This is a genomic window from Pseudomonas sp. UYEF17, assembly GCF_040546125.1.
Classification (GTDB): Bacteria; Pseudomonadota; Gammaproteobacteria; order Pseudomonadales; family Pseudomonadaceae; genus Aquipseudomonas; species Aquipseudomonas putida_Z.
Window position 1 is genome coordinate 124738 of sequence record NZ_JBEPNE010000006.1, and the last position, 20265, is coordinate 145002.

Sequence of the window (20265 nt, forward strand, 5' to 3'; positions counted from 1 at the left end):
TGCAGAATCATAACAAAGCTGCGCGGTTTTTAGGCACATCGCCCATTTGCATGAAAATGGCTCATGTTGGGCGGGCGTCGGCGAAGCAGGGCACCCAAGGACGACCAGGCAACAAATCGTGATGGCTTTCAATACCCAGGACTTTCCGCACATGGTGCATCGTATTCTTGCCGGCGTTTTCGCCCTGCTCATCAGCAGTGTGACGTTCGGGCAAGCCCCCCAGTCGAGCCCGGCTATTTCCTACACCCGGGACATTCAACCGATCTTCACCGAGAAATGCGTGGCCTGCCACGCCTGCAACGACGCCGCCTGCCAGCTGAAGCTGGAAAGCCCCGAAGGCGCGGTGCGCGGCGCCACCAAGGTTCCGGTGTACCAGGGCGAGCGCAGCAAGGCAGTGCCCACCACGCGGCTGTTCTACGACGCCCACAGCGAGGGCGAGTGGCGCAAGAAGGGCTTCTACTCGGTGCTCGACAATCAGGGCAGCCAGGCTGCGCTGATGGCGCGCATGCTCGAGCTGGGGCACAAGACCCCGCTCACGCCCAACGCCAAGCTGCCCGAGGAAATCGTCCTGGGCCTGAACCGCAACAACATGTGCCCGTTGCCGCATGAGTTCGATGCCTATGCCGGCGCCCACCCCAAGGAAGGCATGCCACTGGCGGTGACCGGCCTGACCGACAAGGAATACGACACCATGCGCCGCTGGCTGGCCGCCGGTGCGCCGGTCGAGTACCAGCCGATCAAGCCAAGCGCGGCCGAAGCCAAGCAGATTGCCGACTGGGAAGAGCTGCTCAACCGCCCGGGGTCCACCGAGGCGCTGGTCGGCCGCTGGCTGTACGAGCACCTGTTCCTGGCGCACATCTATTTCGTTGGTGGCGAGCAGGGCCACTTCTTCCAGTGGGTACGTTCGCGTACACCGAGCGGCCAGCCGGTCGACCTGATCGCCACGCGCCGCCCCAACGACCCGCCGGGCACCGACTTCTACTACCGGTTGATCCCGGTGCAGGGCGTGATCGTGCACAAGACGCACATCACCTACCCGATGGGGCCGCAGAAGCTCAAGCGGGTCAAGCAACTGTTCTACGCCGGCGACTGGCATGCCACCGCGCTGCCAGGCTACGGCCCGCGCCACCGGGCCAACCCGTTCGAAACCTTCGAAGCGATCCCGGCCGTGGCGCGCTACCAGTTCATGCTGGATAACGCCGAGTACTTCGTGCGCACCTTCATCCGTGGCCCGGTATGCCGTGGGCAGATTGCCACCGACGTGATCCGCGACAACTTCTGGGCGTTGTTCCAGGAGCCGGCCCACGACCGCTACATCACCGATGCCAAGTACCGTGGCGAGGCCACGCCGCTGCTGGCCATGCCTGGGCAGATCGATGACGTGGGCAGCGTGCTGAGCCTGTGGCACGCCTACCGTGACAAGCGCAACGAGTACGAGAAACTGCGCCGCGAAGCCTATGCCGACATGCCGGCGCCGGGCTGGGCGACGCTGTGGGCCGGTAACGACAACGCGTTGCTGAGCATTTTCCGCCACTTCGACAGCGCCTCGGTGACCAAGGGCCTGATCGGTGACGTGCCGCTGACTGTGTGGCTGTTCGACTATCCGTTGTTCGAGCGCACCTATTACCAGCTGGCGGTCAACTTCGATGTGTTCGGCAACGTCTCGCACCAGTTGCAGACGCGCCTGTACTTCGACCTGATTCGCAACGGCGCCGAGGTCAACTTCCTGCGCCTGATGCCGGCCGACCAGCGCAAGGCGATCCTCGGCGACTGGTACCAGAACAGCGGCAAGGTGAAGATGTGGATGGATTATGAAGACATCGACACCGACACCCCGAGCGGCATCCAGCTCGACCCGCGCAACCCCAAGCGCGACTTCGGCCTGAAGCTGTTGCAGCGTACCGGCAGCCTGAATGCCGCGCCTGACCCGATCAACCGCTGCCAGGGCGCGTTCTGCTCGCGGCCGCAGGTGAGCGAAGAATTCCGCAATGCCGAGCAGTCGCTCAGCCGCCTGGTGTCGCGCCCGGCTGCCGGCTTGAAGGTGATCAGCCAGCTGCCCGAAGCGACCATGCTGCGCATCGAAGGGCAGGGTGGCCAGCGCCAGGTGTACAGCCTGCTGCGCAACCGCGCGCACAGCAACGTGGCGTTCCTGCTGGGTGAGGCGTACCGCTACCAGCCGGGGCTGGATACCCTGACGCTGTACCCGGGCGTGCTCAGCAGCTACCCCAACTTCATCTTCAACATCCCGACCAAGGATGTGCCGGAGTTTGTCGAGGACATGGAGTATGCGAAAGATGACCCGGCCAGGTTCGAGCGCATCGTCATGCGTTGGGGTGTGCGCCGCAGTCACCCAGAGTTCTGGCGCTACTTCCATGACCTGAACAGCTTCATCAAGGAGACCGAGCCGGTCGAGGCGGGCGTGCTGGACATGAACCGCTACGAGAACCTCTGATCGGTTGGGCTGACCTTTCCGATTACCCTGCGGTCGGACTTGCTGGGTGGTCCTGATCGATTGCAAGGGGGCTGCTTTGCAGCCCTTCGCGGGTAAACCCGCTCCCACAGGTATGGCACCGCTCTCGAGGTCAGCGTTAACCCTGTGGGAGCGGGTTTACCCGCGAACGAGCGCGTAGCGCTCGCCCCTGCATTCGAGCCTGGGCCTCAATGCACCGGCAATTGCAGGGTTCTCCATGCTGTATTCGCTTCAAGCACTGCGGGCGTTCGCCGCCTGGGTGGTGGTCTGCCACCATTTCATGCAGATTTTCTTCGACTTCCAAGCCTCCGGCCCCATCGGCCAACTGCTCACCGACCGCGGCGCCGCAGGCGTCGACATCTTCTTCGTCATCAGCGGGCTGGTCATCTACCTGTCGACTTGCGACAAGGCCATCGAGCCCCGCCAGTTCCTGCTCAACCGGGCGCTGCGTATTGTCCCGGCCTACTGGTTCTACACGGCGCTGATGGCAACCCTGCTGCTGGCCTTCAGTCAATGGATGCCGCACCAGGCATTCACCTGGCACCACCTGCTGCTGTCGCTGCTGTTCATTCCGGCGGAAAACCCCGGTGGCTACGGCTTGTACCCGACCCTGAACGTGGGCTGGACGCTGAACTTCGAGATGTTCTTCTACCTGCTGTTCGGCCTGGCCTTCCTGGTGCGCCAGCGTCATCACCAGTTGCTGGTCACCGCCGCGCTGCTGCTGGCCAGCGAGATACTGGGCCGGCTGGGCGTGCTCAGCCGCTTCTACAACAACGACATCATCTACGAATTCCTGCTCGGCATCGGCCTGGGCGTGTTGCACCGTCGCGGGCTGATCCACCAGGGCCGCTGGCTGCCGTTGGCGTTGCTGGCGGTTGCAAGCCTTGCCATCTACCACCTGGACGCTTCCCGGCGCTTGCTGCACTGGGGCGTGCCGAGCGCAATGATCGTGCTGGCCTTCGTCGCCCTGGAACCGGTGTTCCGCGGCAACCGGCTGCTCAAGGCGCTGGGCGACTGTTCGTATTCGGTGTACCTGGTCCATGTGCTGGTGCTGTACGCAGGCTGGTTCGCCAGCCAGCGCCTGCAGTTGAACCCGTACTTGGTGTTCGCCCTGTGCGTGCCGTCCATTGGACTAATGTCGTGGTTCAGCTACCAGTGGCTGGAGCGCGGCCTGTACCGGCGCATGCAGGCCTGGCTGGCGGCGCCACGGGGGCAGGCCCCTGAATATGCGCTTTCCCGAGTCAAATACTAGGACTTTGTTCGAAGGCCGGGTTGGCGTACACTTGGCCGCAAGTCTGTGAGGAACCTACATGAGCGCTATAACCATTACCGACGCCGCCCATGACTACCTGGCCGATCTGCTCTCCAAGCAGAACACGCCTGGCATCGGCATTCGCATTTTCATCACCCAGCCGGGCACCCAGTACGCCGAAACCTGCATCGCCTACTGCAAGCCGGGCGAAGAGAAGCCTGACGACACCGCCGTGGGCCTGAAGAGCTTCACCGCTTACCTGGACGCGGTCAGCGTGCCGTTCCTGGAAGACGCACTGGTCGACTATGCCACCGACCGCATGGGTGGCCAGCTGACCATCAAGGCGCCGAATGCCAAGGTGCCGATGGTCAACGAAGACAGCCCGATCAACGAGCGCATCAACTACTACCTGCAGACCGAGATCAACCCCGGCCTGGCCAGCCACGGCGGCCAGGTGAGCCTGGTGGATGTGGTCGACGACGGCATTGCCGTGCTGCAGTTCGGTGGTGGTTGCCAGGGTTGTGGCCAGGCCGACGTGACCCTGAAGGAAGGCATCGAGCGCACCCTGCTCGAGCGTATTCCCGAGCTGAAGGGCGTGCGTGACGTGACTGACCACAGTCAGAAAGAGAACGCCTACTACTGATGTAGAGGCAGGCGCGGTCTGTTGCGTGTGGGAGCGGCCTTGCGTCGCGAAAGGGCCGCGAAGCGGCCCCAGCAATATCAGCTTCGCCGCCAATATCCCGGGGGCTGCTGCGCAGCCCTTTCGCGACGCAAGGCCGCTCCCACAACGACCGCACAATCTGGTCAGGCCTTAGCAACAAAGTGTTACCGTTTCAACCCCTGCGACAACAGGCCGCAGCCCGTATTCAAAGGGCTGCAGCCAATCCTTGCCTTCGTCGGGTAGAACCCCTCGGGGTGTCGTGCCAGAATGCCCCGGTTTTTCGACCGGCCCGTCCCGAGGGCCGGCACCTTCCCTGTAAAGGATGGTTTCATGAATGATCTATATACCCGGCGCGCAGTTGTCGCCGGGATGGGCGTTCTCGGGCTTGGCCTGCTCGCAGGCTGCAGCCCGGCCCGGGGGCTCGAGTTCAAGTACGGCAAGAACATGAGCAACGAAATCCTTGGGCGCAAGTTCAGCCTCAAGGACACCCAAGGCAATGTGCGCACCCTGTCGAGCTTCTACGGCAGCATGCCGATGATCTTCTTCGGCTTCACCCAGTGCCCGGCCGTGTGCCCGACCACCCTGGCGCGCGCTGCGCAAATCCGCAAGCTGCTGCGCGGCCGCGATCGCGACCTGTTCCAGGTGGTGTTGATTACCCTGGACCCGGAGCGCGACACCCCCGAGGTGCTCGATGCCTACGTGAAGGCGTTCGACCCGTCGTTCACCGCGCTGACCGGCACCCCCGAGGAAATCGCTGCGGTGGCCAAAGAGTTCAAGGTGTTCTACGAGAAAGTCCCGGCCGGTGATACCTATACCGTCTCTCACTCGTCCACCAGCTACGTCTACGATACGCGTGGCACCCTGCGCCTGAGCCTGGGCCATTCCCTGACCGCCCAGGAATGCGCCGAAGACCTGGTCACCCTGATGGAGATCTGCTGAATGTCGATGCAACCGATCAAGCAGGGCCTGGCTGCCCTGGTCCTGATGGGCCTGGCGCTGCCGGCCCTGGCCCAGACCACCGTGAGCGACGCCTGGGTGCGGGCGACCGTGCCGCACCAGCAGTCCACCGGTGCCTTCATGACCCTGACCGCCAGCAGCGACAGCAAGCTGGTGGGCGTGGCTTCGCCTGTGGCCAAGACCGTGCAGGTGCACGAGATGACCATGAACGGTGATGTGATGGGCATGCGTGAAGTCAAGGCGGTCGAGTTGCCGGCCGGCAAGGCCGTAACTCTCGACCCGAACAGCCTGCATGTGATGCTGATGGGCCTGAACAATCAGGTGAAGGAAGGCGAGAAAGTGCCGCTGACCCTGACCATCGAAGATGCCAAGGGGGCCAAGGAAACCCTGGACGTACAGGCCGAAGTGCGTGCGCTCAACGCGGAGGCGGGCGGTGGGCATGATCACATGCACATGAAGCACTGATCAGGCTGAACCCTTTGGGGGCGCTTTGCGCCCCATCGCGACACAAGGCCGCTCCCACAGGAGAACGCGTATCCCCTGTGGGAACGGCCTTGTGTCGCGATGGGCTGCCAGGCAGCCCCCGGTTCAATCAGCTGCGAAACTTGGGCAGCGGCCTGTCGAGGGTCAGCGAGGTCAAGGTCTTGCGGACCTGGGCCTCATCGGCCTCCAGGGCCTTGAGACTTGCGCGGATCTTGCCGGCGGCGGGCACGTCGCCCTGCCGGTCGATCTAGTCGGCTATCTCCTTGCAGGCACTGCTCAGGCAGGCCTGGCGCTGGTTCATCAGCGACAGGAGGGTGGTGAGCTCTCTTTCGGACATGGCAGGATCCTCCATTCAGCCTTGTCAGTGTAGCAGTGGCTGGCCGGCCCGCCTGAGGCCGGCTGTCGCAGCTCAGCCCTGCAGGCAGGCGCTGCGATAAGCCCCTGGCGTTACCCCATAGGCCTGCTTGAACTGCCGGCTCAAATGGCTCTGATCGGCAAAGCCCAGGTCGAACGCCACCTCCGAGGCAGCCCAGCCACGCTTGAGCATTTCCCGCGCACGGGCCAGGCGCCGCTGCTTCAACCAGGCATGTGGCGGCAGGCCGGTGGCCTGGCGGAACACCCGGGCGAAGTGGAACGGCGACAGGTTGACCGCCGCCGCCAGGGCTTCGAGCGAGGGCGGGTCGGCCAGTTGGCTTTCCAGCAGCTCACGGGCGCGGGCCACTGCCAGCGGTTCGTGGCCGGGGGCGGCAGGTTCGGCGCATTGCCCGTGCCGTTGCACCAGGGCCAGCACCGCCTGGCGCCAGGCGGTCTGCTGCTGCAGGGCGCTGGCACCGGCTTCGGACAGCTGGTGCAACTGGCTGAAGGCAAGCGCCAGGGCCGGGTCGTGGATCACGCTGTCCTTGAAGCTGGGCATGCCGTGGCGGCCCAGTTCCAGTTCGTCGAGCACCCCGGTTACCCGTTCATGTTCCGGGTAGAACCCTCGGTAGCGCCAGCCCGCTTCGTGGGCGGTGGCCCCGGTGTGCAGTTCGTCGGGGTTGATCAGCACCATGCTGCCGACCGGCGCCAGGTGCTCGCTGCCGCGATGCCAGAAGCGCTGGGCGCCCGACTCGATCACGGTGAACACATAGCCTTCATGCACATGCGGGGCGAAACGCTGCTGGAAATAGCGCGCGTGCAGCATCTCGACGTCGCCCAGTGCCGGCGCCTGCCAGAGGTGTGTCTGCTCGCGCAGGGGCGTGCTCATGCCAGCCAGCTGCGCAGGAGGAAGAAGATCAACATGCTCACCAGCATGCTCAGCAGCACGCTGCGGGTCAACAGCACCAGGGCGATGGCCACCAGCGAACCCAGCAGATAGGGGTTGAGCAGGCTCAGGTTCAATTGGTGCTCGGGCATGAAGATGATCGGGCCGCAGATTGCGGTGAGCATGCCTGGCACGGCAAAACCGAGGAACTGCCGGGCGTTGGAGCTCAGGCGCAAGGGCAGGCGCGGCTCCAGGAACGCATAGCGGTTGAGGAACACGATGGCGCCCATGGCAAGAATCAGGACCCAGGTCATGCGCGGGCTCCGGCGAATTTCTGGCAGACGAAACCGGCGCTCATGCCCAGCAGGCCTGCGGCCACCAGGGCGGTTTCCCAGTGCCAGTAGCTGAACAGCACCGAACAGAACAGCGACACCGCCACGCACACCAGCGTGGCCAGGTTGCGCACCAGTGGCGCGATCAGGGCGACGAAGGTGGCGACAATGGAAAAGTCCAGGCCGAGCTGGTCCAGGTGCGGAATGTTCTGCCCCAGCAGGATGCCGGCCAGGGTGAACAGGTTCCAGGCGACGTAGAAGGTCAGGCCCACGCCCAGGGCGTACCAGCGGTTGAACTGCTGCTGGTCGTACTGGCTGGTCAGGGCGAAGAACTCGTCGGTGAGCAGGAAGCCCAGGCCCAGGCGCCAGCGCAGCGGCTGGCTGGACAGCACCGGGCGCATCGTCAGGCCATACAGCAGGTGCTGCGAGGTCAGCAGCAGGGTGGTCAGCAGGATCGACGCCAGGTTGGCGCCGCCCTTGAGCATGCCGATCGCCACCAGTTGCGCGGCACCGGCGAAGACGATGGCCGAAAGCCCTTGCCCCTCCCAGGCGCTGAGATTGGCCTCGATGGCCATGGAGCCGGCCAGCAGGCCCCAGGGGGCGACGGCCAGGGACAACGGGAGAATGGCGATGGCGCCGTGGAGAAAGGCTTGGCGGGCGATGTGGGGCATGGTGGCTGCAGTGCGTGTACGTTGGCAGGCCAGCATGCCAGACGGGGCGGGGGATGGCTTGAACGATCTTGCTATGCCTGGCACGGTCCCTTGTAGGAGCGGCCTTGTGTCGCGATGGGGCGCGCAGCGGCCCCGGCAATATCTGCGGCGAAGCTGAAATCCTGGGGCCGCTGCGCGCCCCATCGCGACACAAGGCCGCTCCTACACGGGAGCCGTGTACGTGTTACGGACGGCTGGTCAGGTGCTGCTGCGCTGTCACGCAGCCGTTGGTGTCCACGGCCTTCTGCAGCAGGCTCTGGCGGTGCTGCGGGTCGAGGTCGCCGAGCAGGCGGTATACCTCGGCCTGGTAGTCACGCTGGCGCCCCCACTGCATTTCCAGGCCTTGTGGCCGGTTGCGGTTGCAGGCCAGGCGCGTGGCCGGTTGCGGGTAATAGGGCGCATACACGGTAGCCATGTTGGGGATGGCCTCCAGCGCAGTACGGTACTCGCTGCTGACGTTATAAGGCGGGCACCAGGTGGCGATGGCCGGCGCCGGTGCGGCAAAGCCCTGTCTGAGGCTGGCTTCGAGCAGCGGGCAGGCGGCATCCGGGATTTGCGCGGCGGGCAGGTAGGTCATGTAGTACAGCGCCAGGCGGTACTGTGCGACCGGGTGGCCCAGCTCCACGGACTTTTTCAGCAAGGCGACGGCTGTCGGCAGGGTGTGGGCCATGGCCTGGCCCTGGCGGCTGAGCTCCGGGTCGCCGCCGATGGCCGTGCGCAGCGTGCTGGCGCCGTCGTCCTGGCTGTCGGCCTGCTCCAGCAGGGGCAAGGCCTGGCGGTAGAGCAGGTCGGCATGAGGGTCGATGCGCACTTCCAGCGCGTGCGCGGCCAGCGGCATCAGGGCGATCAGCAGTGGGGGCAAGCGAAGCATGCGGCTCACAGGCAAGCCCCATGGGGTGCCAGGTACTGATGGATGGCTTCGATGTTCATGGCGGTCAAGCGTGCGCCTCGGGCAGATCGGAACGACGGCCTATTCTAGCCACCCAAGGGGCCTGGCCGGAAGACCACCTGGCAACTGTCAGACGAGCTTGATCGGCGTGACCTTGCGCTGGGCATGTTTTTCCTGGGCCAGGCCGAGCTTGGCGGTAATGACCTTGGCCAGGGCATTGTTGCCCAGGTCGTTCAGGTGCAGGCGGTCGATGAACAGGTCGGCGCCGAACACCGGAGAGCTGCTGAGCATGCAGTTCATGTCATAGCAGGGCACCGGGTCGGCCTGGCTCTTGATGCGACGGAAGAAGGCCGAGTGCAACTGGCTGTCGAACGCGCCGTCCAGCAGCCGGTCGAAATTCGCCGGTCGCCGCTGCAGCGCGTCCAGCATGGCCTGCTCGCCAGCGGGCAGGCTATCCCGGCACCAGGGCAGCAATGGCTGCAGAATGAAGGTGAGGGTGGAATGGCTGTCTGCCAGCAGCCGGTCCCATTGGCGCAAGGTCCGGCCAATGCTGTCGGCGGCACGGGCCAGGCGCTTTTCCGGGGGTGACAGTGGCCAGGTGGCAGGTGTTGCGACCGAGGGCGTGGCCAACGCCTGGCCGATGCGCCGCCACAGCGATTGCCGGCGGGGCGCCGCCGTGGGCTGCATGCCTTCGCTGAAACTGTTGAGAAAATCCTGGTAGGCCTTGGCGTGCCGCGGGTCGCTCAGGCTGGCGAGGACTTCGCAGAGGGCTTCGTGGGCCAGGGTGTTGAGGCCGCTGAGCACCACCACATGGCCGAGCTGGCCAAGGCGGTGTTGGTGGGTCAGGAACATCAGCAGCTCCTGGCTGGCATTGAGCCCGCAGCCAGCCAGGCTCAGCCAGACTTCGCCAGTCAGCATCGACAGGTGCGAGGCCACCGTGTGTTCGTCGGAGCTGGCACCGATGCCCAGGGCGGTGGAGCCGCCGACCAGCAGGTTGATGCGTGACGCACCACCGCGCTCGGCTGCCGAAAAGCGCTTGCCGGCGCAATGGCTGTAGCGCAGGCCCAAGGCATCGGTATTGATGGTGCCGGAGCGGTAGCCGGTTTCGTGCACATGCACGGTGTGCGGGGCGCGCCGGCTGCCCAGCAGCAGAAAGCGCTGGTAGTCCTGTTGCAACGGCGAAGGCGACGGGGTCGTGTCAGTCGCGGTCATGGGTTCTCCTTCTGTTGCAGCGGGCACCTTGCGTCACGTTCAGGCCGCCAGCTCCTTGACGTTGTACAGCAGGCCGCCGGCGGCGATCAGCAGCAGGGCGACCCCCGAGGCCAGGCTGATCATGCGGTTGCTGCGCTGCGAGGCGATCTTTCCGATGGCGAAGATGTACAGGCTGAGCACGGCAAAATCGATGGCTACCCACAGCATCGACAGCACCACCATGCTCTTGCCGAACGATTCGGTGATCTGAATGAACTGCGGGAAGAAGGCGATGAAGAAAATGATGTCCTTCGGGTTGGAAATGCCCACCATGAAACCTTGCAGCAGCCCGCCGCGGCCAGGTTTGGCGAGCTCGCCCGGTGCCTCGGCTGCCGGCGCCTGCAGGGCGTCCCGCAGCGTGCCGACGGCAATGTAGCCGATGAACAGGCAACCCAGCAGGCTCATGGCGCTGAGCCAGGCCTTGTCGATGGCGGCGCTGGTGAGGATGATCCAGGCCGCCGCGCCGATCAGCACCAGTGATGCCCAGTTGGTGCCGACAGCCGTGAACATGGCCTTGCGTGAGCCGGAGGCGGCCGCGGTGTTGACGATCAGTGCCACCACCGGGCCGGGGGTGGCGATCAGTAGCAGGACAGTAAGGGCGTAGGTAGCGGTGAGTGCGGTATTCACGGTCAGGTCTCGATCAGTATGTCGGGTGTTGCCGGCTGTACGGCATGGGCGTGGAACGGGCAGCGGGACGGGTTGAGCGACCCTGCCTCCTGCAGTTGGTACTGCTTCCACTCGTAGTTGTCGGCATCGCCGAAGAAGCCAAGGGTGTCGGGCATGACGCCGTCGTTGTAGTGGTGCACGCGCTCGCGGATGCGTTCGCGGATACGATGGCCGCTTTCGGTGTTGACGTTGGCCACTTCGTCGAAGTTCGCCCGCGGGTTGATGACGAAGGTGATGTGCGGCCCCAGGTTGCGGCTTTTCATCTGCTGGTGGCCGGGGAAATTCATGTTGATGAACAGCGGCATGCCGGCAAAGCAGAACGACCAGGCGTTGTCATCGGGGTCGGTCGGGATGCCCTGCGGCCAGGGATGCGGGTCGCGCGCGTGCACGCCACGCAACACCTTCCAGGCCAGCGCCTGTTGCTCGGCCAGGGTGTAGTCGGCGGCGGTTTCGAGAAACACCACCAGTGGGCTGCCGATACGCTGCTTGGGTGGGATAGGTGTGACGGTGCGCACGTAGTCGGCCAGGCCCATGGCGATGTCATCGGCCAGCTGCCCGGCGCGGGCGAAGAGGATGTGGCAGGTTGCGCCGTTTACCGCCTTGCGGCCGAACAGGCAGGGAAACTCGGGGTTGGCGAGGACACTGCGAAAATGTTCTACGGCTTTGTAGGTCCAATGTTGCGTGTTGCGCACATGTTCAGCGGCCAGCTCCAGCGCATCCAGGCGATAGCAAGTTCCATAACCCGTCGACATGATTTCCCCAGGCGTAAATTTTATGAACGTTCAAGTCACATGCAGGCAGGATCTTGGTTATGTTTATTATTTACCTGCATTTTCCGAGACGTCCTTGGCGTTGTAAAACGCGTGGAACTATGACCTACTATTAGTCTTACTCATGCTCGGGGCGTCGCCATGTCGGAACGGATTCAGGCTTTGCACGCGCTGCGTGCCTTCGAGGTGGCCTCTCGCTATGGCTCATTTACCCGTGCCGCGGAAGAGCTGGCCCTGACCCAGGGCGCCGTCAGCCACCACATCAAGACCCTCGAAGCCATGTTCGGCTGCGACCTGTTCGAACGCCGCGGGCCGAAGCTGGCCCTGACCGAGCACGGGCGCCTGCTGGCGCAGGAGCTGAAGGTTGGCTTCAAGATCATCGAAAATGCCTGCGCCCTGCTGCGCCAGGACCGCTACGGCCTGCGTCTGAAGGCGCCGTCCACGCTCACCGTGCGCTGGCTGCTGCGGGCGCTGGATGCGTTCAAGAAGGTCGAGGACAACTGCAGCGTGCAGCTGTCCAGCGTGTGGATGGACATCGACAGCGTGGACTTCTACTCCGAGCCCTACGACTGTGCGATCCTCCTGGCCAACGGGCGTTTTCCCGCCGATATCGAGAGTTTCAAGCTGTTCGATGAATGGCTGATCCCGGTGTGCCACCCGGATTACATGGCCCAGGCACAACCGGACCTTGCCGACCTGGCCCAGTGCGAATTCCTGCACCCGTCCCCTGACCGACGAGACTGGCGGCGCTGGCTGGCTCGCATGGACGCGCTGGACATCAGCATCGACCACGGGCAAGTGTTCGATACCCTCGACCAGGGCATCTCGGCCGCACAGCAAGGCCTGGGTATTTCGGTGGTCGACCTGGTGCTGGCCAGCGCCGACCTGTTGGCCGGGCGCCTGGTCACGCCGTTCAAGCACGCGGTGGCCACTGGCGACGGCTATTACATGACCTGGCTCAAGGCCAGCCCCAAGGCGCGGCAGATGCACAAGCTGCGCGAGTTCCTGCTGGGCCAGGTGCCACCGCTGGCCTGCAAGGACATCAATTACCTGTACGGTTGAATACGCGTTCGAGCATGCGGCCGGCCGCCGGCAAGCGCCCGGCGGTGGAGCGGTTTGTGGCGGGGGTGTTTGTCTTGAGGGATTCAGCGCCTGTGGGATCGAGCGCCGCCCGCGCGGCGCTTCGCAGCACAAGGCTGCTCCTACATCTGTTTCGGGCCAGTTATTCCTGTGGCAAAGGCGCGCGGCCACTTGGTGTCCACCTCGATATCATGCCGGGCAAACAAGGCGGTCGCGTGCATTGGGGCAGGCGTAATTGGCCCGAAACAGATGTAGGAGCAGCCTTGTGCTGCGAAGCGCCGCGCGGGCGGCGCTCGATCCCGCAGACGCTGAAAATATTGCGACAAACACCTGCTGCCCCCAACAAAATGCGCTGCGACGGTGCGTCAGCGGTAGAATCGCCGCAATCAGCACAACAAACGATTCAGAGGTCGACGCGGTGGAGTTGCAGCAGGGCTTTGTCCTGACCCGACATTGGCATGACACACCCGAAGGCACCTGCGTGGAATTCTGGCTGGCCACCGACCAGGGGCCACGGCAGCTGCGTCTGGCGCCGCAGGTATCGGTGGCATTCATCCCCCAGGCGCAGGAAGCACACGCGCGGGTGCTGCTGGCCAACGAAGCCGGTGTCGAGTTGCGGCCGCTGCAGCTGAAGGACTTTGACCAGCGCCCGGTGCTGGGCCTGTACTGCCGCCAGCACCGGCAACTGATGCAGCTGGAGCAACGCCTGCGCACGGCCGGTATCGAGGTGTTCGAAGCCGATATTCGCCCGCCCGAGCGCTACCTGATGGAGCGCTTCATCACCGCCCCGGTGCAGTTCACCGGCCAACCGGATGCTCACGGCGTGCTCTGCGATGCCCAGCTCAAGCCCCTGCCGGGTTATCGCCCGCCGCTGCGCCTGGTGTCGCTGGACATCGAGACCAGCGAGCGGGGCGAGTTGTACAGCATTGCCCTGGAAGGCTGTGGCCAGCGCCAGGTGTACATGCTCGGGCCGGCCAACGGCACGGCTGATGGCCTGGACTTCGACCTGCACTACTGCGCCGACCGCGCCGACATCCTGGCCTGCCTCAACCAGTGGATGGCCGAGCACGACCCGGATGCAATCATCGGCTGGAACCTGATCCAGTTCGACCTGCGCCTGCTGCACGAGCACGCCAAGCTACTGCAAGTACCGCTGGCACTGGGGCGCAATGGCGCGCCGATGACCTTGCGCAGCCATGCCGGTGGTGGCCACGTGTTCGCCGATGCCCCGGGGCGGCTGCTGATCGACGGCATCGAGGCGCTGCGCTCGGCGACCTGGAGCTTCCCGTCGTTCAGCCTCGAAAGTGTCGCCCAGACCTTGCTCGGTGAAGGCAAGGCCATCGACACGCCGTACCAGCGCATGGATGAAATCAACCGCCGCTTCGCCGAGGACAAGCCGGCTTTGGCGCGCTACAACCTCAAGGATTGCGAGCTGGTGACGCGCATTTTCGCTCACACCCGCCTGCTCGAATTCCTGCTGGAGCGGTCTTCGGTCACCGGCCTTGCGGTGGACCGCAGCGGTGGTTCGGTGGCCGCGTTCTGCCACTTGTACATCCCGCAGATGCACCGCCTGGGCTTCGTCGCCCCCAACCTCGGCAGCCGCCCCGACGAGGCCAGCCCCGGTGGCTTCGTCATGGATTCGCGCCCGGGCCTGTACGACTCGGTGTTGGTGCTGGACTACAAGAGCCTGTACCCGTCGATCATTCGTACCTTCCTGATCGACCCGGTTGGGCTGGTCGAAGGCTTGCGCCTGCCCGACGATGAACACTCGGTGGAAGGCTTCCGCGGGGGGCGTTTTTCCCGTAGCGAGCATTGCCTGCCGGCTATCGTCGAGCGGGTATGGCAGGGCCGGGAAGCAGCCAAGCGCGAGGGCAACGCGCCGCTGTCGCAGGCGCTGAAGATCATCATGAATGCCTTCTACGGGGTGCTGGGTTCGAGCGGCTGCCGCTTCTTCGACCCGCGCCTGGCTTCGTCGATCACCATGCGCGGGCACCAGATCATGCGCCAGACCCGCGCGCTGATCGAAGCCAGGGGCTACGAGGTGATCTACGGCGATACCGACTCCACCTTCGTCTGGCTAAAGGGCGCCCACGGCGAGGAGGCTGCAGCACGTATTGGCCGCGAGCTGGTAGCACAGGTCAACCAGTGGTGGCGCGAACACCTGCGCGAGCAGATGAACCTGGAAAGCGCGCTGGAGCTGCAGTTCGAGGTGCATTACCGGCGCTTCCTGATGCCCACCATCCGCGGTACGGACGAAGGCAGCAAGAAGCGCTACGCCGGGCTGGCGCAGCGGGCCGATGGCAGCGAGCAGATGGTCTACAAGGGGCTGGAGTCGGTGCGTACCGACTGGTCGCCGCTGGCCCGGGAGTTCCAGCAGGAGCTTTATGGCCGGATATTCCGCGGGGAGCCTTACCAGGCGTATGTGCGCGATTATGTACGGCGCACCCTGGCGGGCGAGCTCAATGAGCTGATGGTGTACCGCAAGCGTTTGCGCCGGCCGCTAGCCGATTACCAGCGCAATGTGCCGCCGCACGTGCGTGCGGCCCGGCTGGCCGATGACTACAACCGCCGCCTTGGCCGCCCGTTGCAATACCAGCGCGGCGGCTGGATCAGCTATCTGATCACCCTGGCGGGCCCAGAACCCCTGGAAAACCTGCAAGCGCCGGTGGACTACGAGCATTACCTGACGCGGCAGCTGCAGCCGGTGGCCGATGCCATCCTGCCTTTCGTTGGCGACAGTTTCGAAGGGTTGACCGGCCAGCAACTGGCGCTGTTCTGAAGAGGTGGTAGCTATCTAGCTAATCGCTTGGCAAGCCTGCGTCTAGTGTCGGGCCTTTTGATCAGCCCGAGGCGCAACATCGTGACTACACCCAGCAAGGAACAACCGCCAACCGCCGATACGCTGGCCATGGAGCAGGCCTATCAGGACAACCTCATCGTCAAGCGACTGCCCAGATGGATTCGCCGGCTGCGTATCGTATCGCCGACCGAGCAGAACATCCCGGCCAACGGTCTATATGAATCGCAGCATGCTGCATTGCGCGAGGCGTTGAAAGACAGCCTGGACTGTCGACAGTGGCTGGAAAAGGAGCTTGCGCGCATCCAGGGCATCGACCGTTTCGTCAAGCCGCTGCTGCAAAACGCCATGCAGGAAGAATTCGGCACCAGGGAAAATGTCGATGGCCTGTATTTCAGGCGCTGGTACACCTACACCGCTCCCAGCCAGGGCACCGTGTGGGGGCGCTATCCGGTTTTGGAAAAGGACTATTTCGACGTACCGCTGATCGAGGCGGCACTGGACAACTTCACGCCCGGCGAGGGGCGGAACGAGCAGCACAAGGACAACTGCATCGTCGACAGCCTGTCGCGACGGCTCGCCTCACCAACCGCACCAGCCTTCGCACGCTTGTGCCGCCAGCTGGATCTGGGCAAGCGCTATCAACAGCACCTGGACAGCGTGCTCAAAGCGCCGAGCAGCCAGGCAAGCGGCTGGCGCAGCATGGCTTCGACACTTGCCCAGCTTTACAGCTCGGTCATGCTGATCGATGCCTGCAAGGCTAAAGGTGATGGAGTCCTGAGTGCTGCCGAACTGGACCTGGTGCTAGAGCTATGCAAGCACGGCAGACCTGGCACGTTGTACGAGTCGAAAGTGGTGGCCCGGCAACTCAAGGCGTTCGGCTGCGATTTGCAACAGATCGTGATACTCGATCTATTTCATGACAAAGTCAGCCGCAAGATCCTTGTCTACATTCCCGATGACCCCCACGGTCCCTGGACCGCAAGCCGCGACCTGGAAAGCTTCACCCGTAAGGTCTTGGGCAAGCGTCTGCGAGACAAGCGCTATCAGGATTTCTTCAAACGCTTCGTACGCCGGCGCGACAGCCAGCAGTTCTTCTCCAGGGTTGCCAAGGACCTGGTGAGCGTCGCCGATTGGGCAACCCGGGAAATGGACCAGCACATACGGGACTACCCGCTACCCTTGTTCGCCCACCTTGCCGCCGAGCGCATTGCCCATATCAAGGACGATGCTGCGCTGATTGCCACGCCGGTGTCAGAACTGGATCGCAAGGCCCAGGAAGCCCATCAACAAAGGTTGGTTGCCGAGGGTTGGACACTGGCCACCGTGGCGGGCGTGTTCATCCCCGCACTCAATGCACTGCTGCTGGCGGTAATGGTCTGGGACCTGCTGGGCGAGTTGTTCCAGGCCGTGGAAGACTGGCGCGAGGGCGATACCAGCGCCGCAATGGACCATGTACTCAACGTGACCAAAGACCTGGCCGTGATCGGAGTAACCGCTGTGGTATGGCGGGAAGCGAGCCGGGCCTGGGCCGCATTGGACCAGTGGGTGCCAGCGCGCCTGGAAGACGGCAGCGAGAAGCTCTGGAATGGAGACCTGGTGCCGTTTCGCAGCGCTGCACCTCCCGCTGGGGAAGTGGCCGATGAAATGGGCATCTACCGTGCCCAGGACAGAAGCTGGATGACCATGGACGGCCACAACTATGAAATCGTCCAGCGCGCAGATGAAGAGTGGCAACTGGCACCACGAGATGGTCATGGGCCTTTGTTGCGTCACAATGACGCCGGTGCCTGGCGGCTATGGACCGAGCAACCGGCCAGCTGGACAGACAAGCACCGGATGTTCCGTCGCCTTGGTGAGCGTTTCGCTCGCCTGGATGATGAACAGATTGACCAGGCCATGGCCGTCCATGCCCTGGATGCAGACCATCTTCGGGCGCTGCATGTGTACGGCCGGCCACCTGAGGCCGAGCTGGTCGATACCGTAGAGCGCCTGCTGATCGACCGCCGGCTGCAAACCCTGCTGGACGATCTGAAGCTTGGGCGGGTGCCGGAGGACGCGCCGTTGCTGGCGAAGGCCCGCGCCTTGCCTGGCGTCACCGAGCAGGGCGGGCCAGCATTGGCGGCGCAGGTCTCGGCAAAGCGGCGCCAGCTGTTTCAACAGGTGTATGACGGGCAGCAGGAGCCAGACGATGCGGCGGTGGCAACCTTGCGCAAGGCATTCCCGAGGCTGCATCGCCGAGCGGCGCGCGAGCTTGTGGGTGAGCTTTCGGCAGAAGGTGCGGAGTTTCAGGCACTGGTCAGCGGCACGGTGCCGTTTCGGCTGGTCGAAAGGGCCAGGCTGAGCGTACTGCGCATACGTGTTGCGCGTGCCTGCGAGGCGCTGTTCATCGAGACGCCCCAGACCCTGGACCAGGCCAAGGTCGCGCTGACGCTGCTGGAGACTCTGGATGTCAGGGAGGCCAGGCCGCGCTGGCGGCTGTACGATGGTGATAGCCCGCAGCCGATAATGACTACTGCTGGCGACGGGCAGAACTACAGGCTTTTGCATGACGACGGGCAGTTCGAGCTTGAAGATGCGCTAGGCATCGAGCTGCGCGGCCCCGGCGAGCTGTTCGAGACCTTGGCGGCTGCGTTTGCCCCGGCCGATCATGCTGCACTCGGTATCACTGAACCCTACGCCCCGGGTTTGAGAGCAGTGTTGGCCCGGCAAATGCCCGGGCACAGCAGGGTACTCGCTCAGGTGTTGGGCAAAAACCCTCGACAGCCATGGATGCTGGCGCCGCTGCGCCTGGAGGATGGCAGGGTCGGCTACCCGCTGGGCGGCAGCCAGGGACGCTTTGCCCGGCCTGCGTCCCGACCCCGGGCGTTCGAGGCGCGTCTGCGCGACCTTTACCCAGCGTACAGTGACGAGCAGATCGAAGCCTGGCTGACCAACTTGCATGTTTTGGGACATGATACCGACACCCAGCTCGGTGTGCTCGAAGAGCAGGCCCGCCGTTTGAGCGAGCACCTGAAAAGCTGGGAGCGGCGAGGGTTGCTGGTCGGCGAACGAACCGAGCGCAAGCGGTTTCGCAAAGCACTCATGCAATGCTGGCGGGAACGGGTACCCGGTCTAGTTGCACCTGAAGATGAACGTCCGGCTTTGGTGTGGCATTACGAACCGCGCGACCTGTGCTCATTGCCTGAATTGGGCCCACTCTTCAGCTTCCCGCATATTACCGAACTTTCCCTGCGTAGCCTGTTGCTGAAAGAAGTGCCAGAGCAATTCCTGCTTTCATTCCCCAATCTGACCTCGCTGGAACTGAGTTACAACCAATTGCGACGTCTACCAGAGAGCCTGTCGTTGCTCAATGACCTGCGCATACTCGACTTGTCCAGCAATCGCATCTCACTGGACGAACCCCAGGCTCGAGCGCTTGGGCTCTGCAGCCGGTTACGTTACCTGAACCTTTCGGACAACCGCTTGAACATGACCTTTTCTGTGGCGGGGATGAGCCAGTTGGCCGAACTGCGTCTGCGCAATGCCGGGTTGGTATTGCTGCCAGAGGGCATCACGGATTGTCAGACGTTGTACATGCTCGATGCTTCCCACAATTCCATCTCTCTGTTGCCCCCTAACTTCATCCTGTCCACGTTGTGGCGACACGGTTACGTGGCGCTGTCAGGCAATTCTGTGCTTCTGCAACAGGCTGAAGATGCGCAGGCGGCCTGGAAAATTCCGGAGGATAGTTCAGTTCCTCAAAAGTTTATGTGGATGGACCGCCTGCACCCCCTGGACCCCCTGAACCGCCTGCAAGACGATAGGCGCGAAATTCTGGGTATCCTGTGGAGCAGTATCGAGCAAATGGATGGAGTGACAAACTTCATGCGACTGCTGAAACAGCTCACGCGCTCGCGAGACTTCACCCATCCTCGATATGGGGAATTGCTGGCCTCACGCGTTCTGACCATGATGGAAAAGGTGGACAACTCTCCAGCACTGGCCAATGAAATTTTCCCCTTTGCACTGGTTGAGAACTGCCCCGACAATGCCACGGTTGTCTTCCAGCAGCTTGAAATTCGATACTATGTGTGGGAAGCCGAGCAGGCTGCCCCTTCTGGCAACAAGGAACAAGTCCTGGTGAAACTGGCGCGGCAGTTGTGGAGGCAAAGGGAACTTGACTTCATCGCTTTGCGCGAGGCTGAGGCTGCTGGTTGGGCGAGCGAGTCCATCGAGTGGGTGCTTGCCTACTCGATCCGCTTGCGCGAGAGGCTGGACCTGCTTGACAACGCGCGAAGCATGCTCCATTCCGCGATCCCGCACCTGGATGAAGCTTCAGTCACACGCGCCGCTGAGCAGGTAAGACTTAACGAGCCTGGATCGCTGCCGGTGTGGATGGCCCAGCAACCGTTCTGGAAAAATTATCTCGAGCGACGTTATGTACGCGAACTGGAAGTGCCGCAGCGTTTTTACGACCAGTTGGCGGAAGATGCTGATGCAAAGTCCTCCGAAAGGTTGCAGGCGCAGGTCAATGAGTGGACGGAACAAACCGAACTCCAACTGACCAACGAGGCTCTGCGACGGTGGGTATGACAAGGGCGCATTGGACTATGCTCAATTTACGCGTGATAGACGTATTTTGGGGGCTCGGGACAGGGAATGAGCGCACTTGGTAACCGCCGGTTACTGTTCATTCAAACATGGAGGCCTCGTGCTGGTTTACGC

At 63.5% G+C, this 20265-nt stretch carries 15 protein-coding genes and 1 pseudogene; 8 read left to right on the top strand and 8 right to left on the bottom strand.

Annotation, left to right across the window (positions count from 1 at the left end):
* The first annotated feature begins 151 nt into the window (after window positions 1-151).
* The 5 genes from ABIB24_RS12250 (at window position 152) to ABIB24_RS12270 (ending at window position 5805) form a co-directional block, all read left to right on the top strand.
* Window positions 152-2452 carry a fatty acid cis/trans isomerase gene (locus tag ABIB24_RS12250; RefSeq protein WP_354316562.1) on the top strand — a complete coding sequence of 767 codons (2301 nt, stop codon included), beginning with the start codon at window positions 152-154 and terminating at the stop codon, window positions 2450-2452.
* Between the two features lie 235 nt (window positions 2453-2687).
* The gene (locus ABIB24_RS12255; RefSeq protein ID WP_137163495.1) at window positions 2688-3722 is read left to right on the top strand and encodes an acyltransferase family protein; all 1035 of its coding nucleotides are present in this window, start codon (window positions 2688-2690) and stop codon (window positions 3720-3722) included.
* A gap of 58 nt (window positions 3723-3780) precedes the next feature.
* Window positions 3781-4365, top strand: a complete 585-nt coding sequence (nfuA, locus tag ABIB24_RS12260; RefSeq protein WP_003250416.1) for a Fe-S biogenesis protein NfuA — start codon at window positions 3781-3783, stop codon at window positions 4363-4365.
* A 348-nt stretch (window positions 4366-4713) separates the two neighbouring features.
* Window positions 4714-5322: an SCO family protein gene (locus tag ABIB24_RS12265; RefSeq protein WP_024086651.1), complete on the top strand. Its 609-nt coding sequence runs from the start codon at window positions 4714-4716 to the stop codon at window positions 5320-5322.
* A complete protein-coding gene (locus ABIB24_RS12270) occupies window positions 5323-5805 on the top strand; it encodes a copper chaperone PCu(A)C (protein ID WP_085592211.1) in 483 nt (160 codons plus the stop codon).
* A 127-nt stretch (window positions 5806-5932) separates the two neighbouring features.
* Here the strand turns inward: ABIB24_RS12270 and ABIB24_RS12275 are convergent.
* The 8 genes and pseudogenes from ABIB24_RS12275 to ABIB24_RS12310 form a co-directional block, all read right to left on the bottom strand.
* Window positions 5933-6160 (bottom strand): annotated as a pseudogene (locus tag ABIB24_RS12275) (hypothetical protein).
* A 72-nt stretch (window positions 6161-6232) separates the two neighbouring features.
* Window positions 6233-7066: an AraC family transcriptional regulator gene (locus ABIB24_RS12280; RefSeq protein WP_025338486.1), complete on the bottom strand. Its 834-nt coding sequence runs from the start codon at window positions 7064-7066 to the stop codon at window positions 6233-6235.
* Window positions 7063-7377, bottom strand: coding sequence for an AzlD domain-containing protein (locus tag ABIB24_RS12285; protein WP_046615691.1), 315 nt, complete (start codon window positions 7375-7377; stop codon window positions 7063-7065). The genes ABIB24_RS12280 and ABIB24_RS12285 overlap by 4 nt, the downstream gene beginning before the upstream one ends.
* Window positions 7374-8066 carry an AzlC family ABC transporter permease gene (locus ABIB24_RS12290; protein ID WP_013971958.1) on the bottom strand — a complete coding sequence of 231 codons (693 nt, stop codon included), beginning with the start codon at window positions 8064-8066 and terminating at the stop codon, window positions 7374-7376. The genes ABIB24_RS12285 and ABIB24_RS12290 overlap by 4 nt, the downstream gene beginning before the upstream one ends.
* A gap of 223 nt (window positions 8067-8289) precedes the next feature.
* On the bottom strand, window positions 8290-8985 hold the full coding sequence (locus ABIB24_RS12295) for an SEL1-like repeat protein (RefSeq protein ID WP_075044645.1): 696 nt from the start codon (window positions 8983-8985) through the stop codon (window positions 8290-8292).
* A 138-nt stretch (window positions 8986-9123) separates the two neighbouring features.
* The gene (locus ABIB24_RS12300) at window positions 9124-10206 is read right to left on the bottom strand and encodes a hypothetical protein (RefSeq protein WP_085663179.1); all 1083 of its coding nucleotides are present in this window, start codon (window positions 10204-10206) and stop codon (window positions 9124-9126) included.
* A gap of 39 nt (window positions 10207-10245) precedes the next feature.
* Entirely contained in the window at window positions 10246-10872 is a 627-nt protein-coding gene (locus ABIB24_RS12305; RefSeq protein ID WP_025338491.1) for a LysE family translocator, read from the bottom strand.
* Window positions 10873-10874: 2 nt separating this feature from the next.
* On the bottom strand, window positions 10875-11663 hold the full coding sequence (locus tag ABIB24_RS12310) for a YqcI/YcgG family protein (protein WP_137163499.1): 789 nt from the start codon (window positions 11661-11663) through the stop codon (window positions 10875-10877).
* Window positions 11664-11822: 159 nt separating this feature from the next.
* Between ABIB24_RS12310 and ABIB24_RS12315 the strand changes: the two genes are divergently transcribed.
* The 3 genes from ABIB24_RS12315 to ABIB24_RS12325 all read left to right on the top strand — a co-directional run bounded on the left by ABIB24_RS12315 (window position 11823) and on the right by ABIB24_RS12325 (window position 20133).
* Entirely contained in the window at window positions 11823-12743 is a 921-nt protein-coding gene (locus ABIB24_RS12315; protein WP_075044647.1) for a LysR substrate-binding domain-containing protein, read from the top strand.
* A gap of 436 nt (window positions 12744-13179) precedes the next feature.
* The gene (locus tag ABIB24_RS12320; protein WP_289515282.1) at window positions 13180-15540 is read left to right on the top strand and encodes a DNA polymerase II; all 2361 of its coding nucleotides are present in this window, start codon (window positions 13180-13182) and stop codon (window positions 15538-15540) included.
* Between the two features lie 81 nt (window positions 15541-15621).
* Window positions 15622-20133 carry an NEL-type E3 ubiquitin ligase domain-containing protein gene (locus ABIB24_RS12325; protein ID WP_354316494.1) on the top strand — a complete coding sequence of 1504 codons (4512 nt, stop codon included), beginning with the start codon at window positions 15622-15624 and terminating at the stop codon, window positions 20131-20133.
* Window positions 20134-20265 lie beyond the last annotated feature (132 nt).